A 7367-nucleotide genomic window follows, 5' to 3' on the forward strand; every position below is an offset into this window, starting at 1 on the left:
ATAGGAAGAAATGATGATGATATAAAAAGTGGTAAAAGTCCTTTGATGAATTCAGTTTCAGCTGGAATTGAGAAAACAAAAGCTTTAGTGGAAGCAGGAGCTGATATAAATTATAAAACAAAAAAAGCAGAGACTGCAGCAATTTGTGCATTGGATAGCGGAGGAGGAAATGTTACAGAGGAAAGGAGGACATATGCATATTATTTAATTGCAGAAAAAAAAGCAAAAGTAAATGAATCCTATTATATTAGTAATCCTAATAGAAAATTTTATCCAGTAGATAGATTAAGAGACTGGACTATTGAATTAGGATCAGAAGAATATAAAATGAAAATGGCAATTGTTAAAGAATTTGCTAATCAAGGAGTAAGTTATTGGGACACTAAGATTTCTGATGATACACTTGAACATATAAAAGAAATCCATCCTAACAATTGGGAAGAATATATGAAGAAATATTAAGACTGTGTTTGATTAAGACACATTAAAAGGATAACAAGTGAAAAGTTTATATATTTGATTTGTTATCTTCTTTATATGAAATTAGTAAAAAGTTATTAAAGGATCAAAGAAAGAGGGCATACATGCGAAGAAGAATAATAATTATTGTGTCAATTTTAGTAGTTATAATATGTGCTGGTGTTGCAATAAATAAAGGATATAATTCTATGCTTGATAAAGCGGCTGAGAATGGAAAATTTCAAATTAATAATATAAATATTTATAAAGATACTCCAGCATGGGAACTAGCTATAGCTGTAAAAAGTGAAAAAACTAGTACTATAAAAAAATAACAAAAGATAAACCAGAGTTATTAAATTACCAGGACCCTAAATATGGAGCTACTTTATTATTATGGTCAGTAGGAATGGAAAAGTATAAATCAGCAGAAGCATTGCTAAAGTGTGGTGCAAATCCTGATATATCAACAAAGGAAGGCGAAACACCACTTTTTTTAGCAGCATCATACTCTTGGATAGATAATAATGATAAAAAAGATCCTAAATATGTGAAACTTTTATTACATTATGCTGCAAATCCTAATAAGAATTATGTTAATAATAATCCCAATGATATAGATTCAGGAACTAGTCCATTAATGAATTCAATAGGATGTGGTATTGAAAAAACAAAGGCATTAGTTGAGGCTGGTGCTGATATTAACTATAAAACAAAACATGGAGATACTGCGGCAGAAGATGCTTTGTTAGCACATGAGACACCAGAATATGCATATTATTTAATTGCTCAAAAAAAAGCAAAAGTAGCAGATCCATATTATAGACGACAAAATTTTGGTAATGAAGACCCGAATGAAAAACTTTTTTTAGTTAATATATTAAAGGATTGGGTATTTGATTTAAATTCAAAAGAATACAAAATAAAAATGGAGATTGTTGATGAATTTGTTAGACAGGGTGTAAATTATAAAGATGCTAAAATTGATGATCGTACACTTGGAAAGATAAAAAAACTTCATCCTAACGATTGGGAAGAATATATAAAGAAATATTAGGACTATGTTTGATTAAGACACATTAAAAGGATAACAAGTCAAAAGTTTGTATATTTGATTTGTTATCTTCTTTATATGAAATTAGTAAAGAGTTATTAAAGTAGCAAAGAAAGATGGTATACATGAGAAGAAGAATAATAATTATTGTGTCAATTTTAGTAATTATAATATGTGATGGTCTTGCAATAAATAAAGGATATAATTCTATGCTTGATAAAGCAGAGTATAAAATAAACATATGATATATTCATTACTTAAATTAGTTAAAAAGTGTGAAGTTAAAATTGAACAATTAGAATCTCAAAAAAATGCAATGATAATAGAGGATATTGAGTATCACAGCAAAGATGATTAATACTACAAGGAATAGGAGGGATAAAAATGGACTTTAGTTTAGACATAGGTGAATTAACTGCGACAATAAGGGAATATGGAAATACAATAAAGGATTTAGAAGAACAAAAAGAAAATATCAATAAGGCGATTAAAGAACTTACTGACCAAGGTTGGTCAGGTGAAGCAAAAGATAAGTTTATGGAAAATCATATTAAAAAGCAGGAATTTTACACAAATTTAATAGAAAAAATGAAGTATACGAAAAATGCTTTAGAAAGTCAAGAAAAGCCAAGAGCAATTCAATTGAAGAAAAGAAGTGAGAATTTTGAAGCCTGCATAAAAAGAAGTGGAGGCGGAGTAGCTCTTACAAATGACGATTCAGGAATTATTTCACTTCAATATGGAGGGCAATTTCCAATAAACAACAATATTGATGAATGTACAAACGATTATTATAGAAATATGAATTCTAAATTTGTAGAAATACTAAGTTTGGTAAACAGCCTAAGTTTTACAACGTTTCCGATTGCAGGTGATGTTCTCAATTTACAAAATTCACTAAGAAATCAAACAGAAAGTTTGACAGATTTTAAAGCTTCCTTTAATGAATATTGTAATAGCGTAAGAGATATGGAAGATAATATATGCTCAGTATTTTCAAAAATATCAGGAATAACTGAAGGAATATCCCAAATTAGAGGTATGTCCATTATTTCAGAAAATGGACAAGTAGATAAGGATAAAGTAATAGAATTAATGTTAAAGAATCCTAGTGGCTTAACTAATGAGGAAAAAGAGATGTTATCATATTTAGAAAAAGTATTAGGTGAAAAGAAATATGCTGAATTGAAAGAACAAGCAATAAAGGAAGAGAAGGATTTAGCTCAATTAATGAATCTGACCGGTAGTTATGGTCCATCATCTATAGCTTATATTATAGATCCAGAAACAGGAAGTGTGATTAGTTTACAAAATGTTGATAAAAAAACCTTACATCGTATAAATTATTTAGCTGATAAACTAAATTGGCTTAAGGAAAATGAATTGAGTGATGATGAAGGTAGTTGGATGTTTTGGAAAGTCTATAGTAGACAATATTTTGAAGGTGAATTAGCTAAGACATTATCGGAGATAAAAAGTGGTGAGTATGCTAAAAAACAAGAAATAAAAGATAGAGTATATATGGGTTTGGATGGAACTTTGGAGTTTATAGGAGGTTATACAGAAACAGACTTAGGATTTACTGTAGCAACAGGGGGGGCAGCTCTTACAGAAGGATTAGCTGCACCAATTGCTATACCAGCAGGAGGATATTTAATGGCAGATGGTAGTAGTGCAATGACTGAAGGTGGAACTAAAGTAGTTAATGCTTTAACAGGTAAAAAATTTAACACAATAAATCCATTAAGAGACTGGGTTTATAAAAAATCTTTCGGCGATGAAAATGGAGAAATGTATTATAATAGAGCTTCTTTAATATGTGGAGGAATTTGTATAGCTGGTGATGTTCAAAGTATATCAAAGATAATAGGAGAAGATAGTATTAAAGTAGTACCAAGACCTCAAAATATAGCAAAAGCAGAACGATTAAAGTTACCTATAGAAACTATAACGACAAAAACAATTAATGGAACAACTAAGAAAACAGTAGATACAATACAAGTAATTGATCAATCTACTAAAACACCTATGATTTTACAACGTACTATAACAGAACACCCTTTACTCAATACATGGGATTTTACTAAAAATTCATTTTACACAGGAGTAGATTTAAGAAATACTAAAGGTACAGCACAATCAGTCCAATCAAGTTTATTACCAAATGAAGATTAAAAGAGGATAGATATTATGAGTAAAAAAAAGAAAATCACTAATTGGAGTCAAAATTATATTAAAAAACCAAACAAGAGAAAGATAAACTGGAAAATTATCTTAGTGGGGTATATTATAGGTTACATTATATCTTTATGTATTACAGGGATACCTAAACTTACTTATTTAATTCCTATAAAAGTAGATGCTATGTGCATATCTATACTTATAACATCTTTATCAAAAGTACCCAAAAAGCCAAACAAAACTGATATAGAAATACGTTGGAACGGTGTTGTTTATGGAATTATATCTCTAGTATTATTAGTAGTAGTAGTAATATTACTTCAAATACTACTAAAATATAATATAATTATAGATATAAGACCATTTTTGGGTATGTTTGGATGTGAAAAATAAATAATAAATAAAAAAGGCATACTAAATTTGCAAAAATTATGGCTCAACCACGACTTTTATGAATACTAAGTTTTAATAAATAGTGTAGTGGCGTAGGAGATATAGAAAACAATATATGTTCAGTATTTGGAAAGATATCTAGTATAACTGAAGGAGTATCTAATTTTAGAGGTATTTCTGTTATTTCGGAAGATGGACAAGTAGATAAGAATAAATTAGGACAATTAATGTTAAAAAACCAATGTTAATTCTTTTTATTTCAATTTTTATTTTTCTATATAGAACTGCTGTTAAATCAGGAGATACAGAAGCAATTGAAAAGCTGAAGAAAAATTTAAAATATTTGGTTTAGAAATAGATCTTAAAGAAGATGGACATTTAGATTTAAAAAACTAAAGTTTTTTTATTTAATGAAAATTGAGATTGCTGATCAATTTGTTATAGATAGGGTGTAAATAGTAAAGAGACTAAAATTTATACAGATATACTTGAATACATAACCAAATAGAGCAATATGTGAAACAGAAGATTTATATATCATAGTGAAGATGATTAATACCATAATTAATAGGAGGACCTGAAATGGACTTTAGTTTAGACATAGGTGAATTAACTGCGACAATAAGGGAATATGAAAATACAATAAAGGATTTAGAAGAACAAAAAGAAAATATCAATAAGGCAATTAAAGAACTTACTGACCAAGGTTGGTCAGGTGAAGCAAAAGATAAATTTATGGAAAATCATATTAAAAAGCAGGAATTTTACACAAATTTAATAGAAAAAATGAAATATGAGAAAAATGCTTTAGAAAGTCAAGAAAAGCCAAGAGCAATTCAATTGAAGAAGAGAAGTGAGAATTTTGAAGCCTGCATAAAAAGAAGTGGAGGCGGAGTAGCTCTTACAAATGACGATTCAGGAATTATTTCACTTCAATATGGAGGGCAATTTCCAATAAACAACAATATTGATGAATGTACAAACGATTATTATAGAAATATGAATTCTAAATTTGTAGAAATACTAAATTTGGTAAATAGCCTGACCTTTACAACGTTTCCGATTGCAGGTGATGTTTTCAATTTACAAACTTCACTAAGAAATCAAACAGAAAGTTTGACAGATTTTAAAGCTTCCTTTAATGAATATTGTAATAGCGTAAGAGATATGGAAGATAATATATGCTCAGTATTTTCAAAAATATCAGGAATAACTGAAGGAATATCTAAAATTAGAGGTATGTCCATTATTTCAGAAAATGGACAAGTAGATAAGGATAAAGTAATAGAATTAATGCTGAAGGATCCTGATAGCTTGACTAATGAAGAAAAAGAGATATTAGCATATGTAGAAAAAGTATTAGGTGAAGAGAAATATGCTCAATTGAAAAAACAAGCAGCAGATGAAGCAGAAAATATAAAATTGACATTATCAATGCTTCAACAGAAATCAGTATTATATAAAACTGAGGATTATATAGAAGATCCCAGAACAGGTGACGTATTGGATCTGGACTCTATATATGACAAAGATACAAGGGAACGTATAAAGTATTTAATGAAACAAATAAATACAATGAACGATACTGATAAGGTAGATGAAGGACGGTGGTGGACATTACCCATAATTCGTACTAGACAAGATTATATAGACGAATTAAATATGACGTTGAATATCGTACTAAGTCCTGATTATGCAAACACGATAGCTTTTCGAAAGAGAGCTGATTTGGTAATTGATGGTACTTGTGAAGCTGCAGGTGGTGCTACTGAGGTTCCATTTGGTTGGACAGTTATGACAGGTGGAAGTGTTCTTACAGAGGGTTTAGGTACTGGTATTGCGGTTCCAACAGGTATTTATTTAATGGGGGATGGATCAAATAGTTTTGTTGAAGGTTTAAGTAAATTAAAGAATGCAGCAGTCAATCCAAATGGAGATTCAATAAATCTTTTAAAATCAGGATATAAAAAATGGCTAGGACCAGTAAAAGGAGAGTTGGCTTATAATGGAGCTTCTATGGTAACTGCTACTTTATGTTTAGCAAATGATGCTAAAACATTGCAAACAACTATGGTTAAAGAAGAAACTAGAGAGATACCAAGAAAAGCTAATATAGCAAAAGCATTTAAAGAAAATCTACAAACAGAAGATATAGTTGTAAGACAAGGTAGTAAAACAGTAACTACTACTCAAGTAATTGGCAAAAATAGTAAAACACCAATGATATTAAAGCGTGTAATAACTGAAGATCCAGTCTTTGATATCAAAAGCTTTAATCCTAGTAAAGTTGGTAAAAAAGATTTTATTTTTACTGGAGTTGATATCCGAAATACATTTAATGAAAATGGTACAGTGAAATCTTTCACTGACTCAGCTGATGCTTATAATAAATAAGACCTACATCTAAATAGTGCGTATGGAGGTAATAATGAAAAATAAGAAAAAAGAAACAAGTTTAAATAAAGAGAATAAAAAGAAATACGAATACAAATTAACTTATTATGTGATTTGTTATGTGATTGGATATATTATATCTTTGTGGATCACTGGTATTCCGAGCTTAATATATTTGATACCAATAAAAGTAGATGCACTAGCAATATCTACAATTGTAGGTACTCTTTGCAATTTATATCATTATAATATATCTGGGAATAGTGCACGTCATTATATGTTTAAACCAGCATTGATATCAATTGTAACAACATTAATAATATCTATCATAACTAAGGTAGTAATTGAACTAGGAGTAATTACAGATCCTAATCCTTTTTTTGGTTTTATCAAATAAAAACTCAGGATAACCTTAGCTATAAGGATTGTGACCACTTGACATATGAACAAATAAAAAGACAAGGAAGGGTGTCATTCCTTTTAAAATTTTGAAACCTAAATGTCTATTTAGTGAAATTACAAAAGAGATAGACCTTTGGAAAAAATCCTAACTAATTGTTCCTCAAATATAAAAAATTTATAAAGATACTAGCAGAACAAAAAGAAAATATCAATGAATCTTACTTAGTGAGAAAAGCAGAGAACTTAAATCTCTGATTTAAAGTGAATCGCTTTCTCTTTAGAGTTTTGTTTCTCTCACTAAGTTTAGATGAATTATCCAGGTACATACCTACCGTTCACTCTCATTTTTATGGAAATTTGTTAAGGAATTTGCCAATCAAGGAGTAAATTATTGGAACACTAAGATTCCTAAAAATAAGTTATCACAGATTAAAAAACTTTATCCAGATACCTGGGAAGAATATATAAAGAAATATTAGGGCTG

6 protein-coding genes and 1 pseudogene are annotated in these 7367 nt (G+C 29.1%); all 7 read left to right on the forward strand.

The window, feature by feature from the left end:
- Positions 1-462 (forward strand): annotated as a pseudogene (locus tag HBE96_RS17945) (ankyrin repeat domain-containing protein); the annotation flags it as partial.
- Positions 463-584: 122 nt separating this feature from the next.
- Positions 585-794: a hypothetical protein gene (locus tag HBE96_RS26470; protein WP_243186990.1), complete on the forward strand. Its 210-nt coding sequence runs from the start codon at positions 585-587 to the stop codon at positions 792-794.
- 74 nt (positions 795-868) lie between these two features.
- On the forward strand, positions 869-1516 hold the full coding sequence (locus HBE96_RS17950; RefSeq protein WP_243186991.1) for an ankyrin repeat domain-containing protein: 648 nt from the start codon (positions 869-871) through the stop codon (positions 1514-1516).
- A 381-nt stretch (positions 1517-1897) separates the two neighbouring features.
- Positions 1898-3688, forward strand: coding sequence for a WXG100 family type VII secretion target (locus HBE96_RS17955; RefSeq protein ID WP_169299097.1), 1791 nt, complete (start codon positions 1898-1900; stop codon positions 3686-3688).
- Positions 3689-3703: 15 nt separating this feature from the next.
- Positions 3704-4087 (forward strand): hypothetical protein, encoded by a 384-nt coding sequence (locus HBE96_RS17960; protein WP_169299098.1) that lies wholly within the window; start codon positions 3704-3706, stop codon positions 4085-4087.
- A 582-nt stretch (positions 4088-4669) separates the two neighbouring features.
- Positions 4670-6481 (forward strand): hypothetical protein, encoded by a 1812-nt coding sequence (locus tag HBE96_RS17965; protein WP_169299099.1) that lies wholly within the window; start codon positions 4670-4672, stop codon positions 6479-6481.
- Positions 6482-6515: 34 nt separating this feature from the next.
- On the forward strand, positions 6516-6878 hold the full coding sequence (locus tag HBE96_RS17970; RefSeq protein ID WP_169299100.1) for a hypothetical protein: 363 nt from the start codon (positions 6516-6518) through the stop codon (positions 6876-6878).
- Positions 6879-7367: the final 489 nt, after the last annotated feature.

Origin of the sequence: Clostridium muellerianum (assembly GCF_012926525.1) — a bacterium.
Classification (GTDB): domain Bacteria; phylum Bacillota; class Clostridia; order Clostridiales; family Clostridiaceae; genus Clostridium_AM; species Clostridium_AM muellerianum.

Coding starts and splice junctions, on each gene's coding strand:
- HBE96_RS17950 (WP_243186991.1), top strand. CDS start 869: ATGGAAAAGTATAAATCAGCAGAAGCATTGCTAAAGTGTGGTGCAAAT.
- HBE96_RS17955 (WP_169299097.1), top strand. CDS start 1,898: ATGGACTTTAGTTTAGACATAGGTGAATTAACTGCGACAATAAGGGAA.
- HBE96_RS26470 (WP_243186990.1), top strand. CDS start 585: ATGCGAAGAAGAATAATAATTATTGTGTCAATTTTAGTAGTTATAATA.
- HBE96_RS17965 (WP_169299099.1), top strand. CDS start 4,670: ATGGACTTTAGTTTAGACATAGGTGAATTAACTGCGACAATAAGGGAA.
- HBE96_RS17960 (WP_169299098.1), top strand. CDS start 3,704: ATGAGTAAAAAAAAGAAAATCACTAATTGGAGTCAAAATTATATTAAA.
- HBE96_RS17970 (WP_169299100.1), top strand. CDS start 6,516: ATGAAAAATAAGAAAAAAGAAACAAGTTTAAATAAAGAGAATAAAAAG.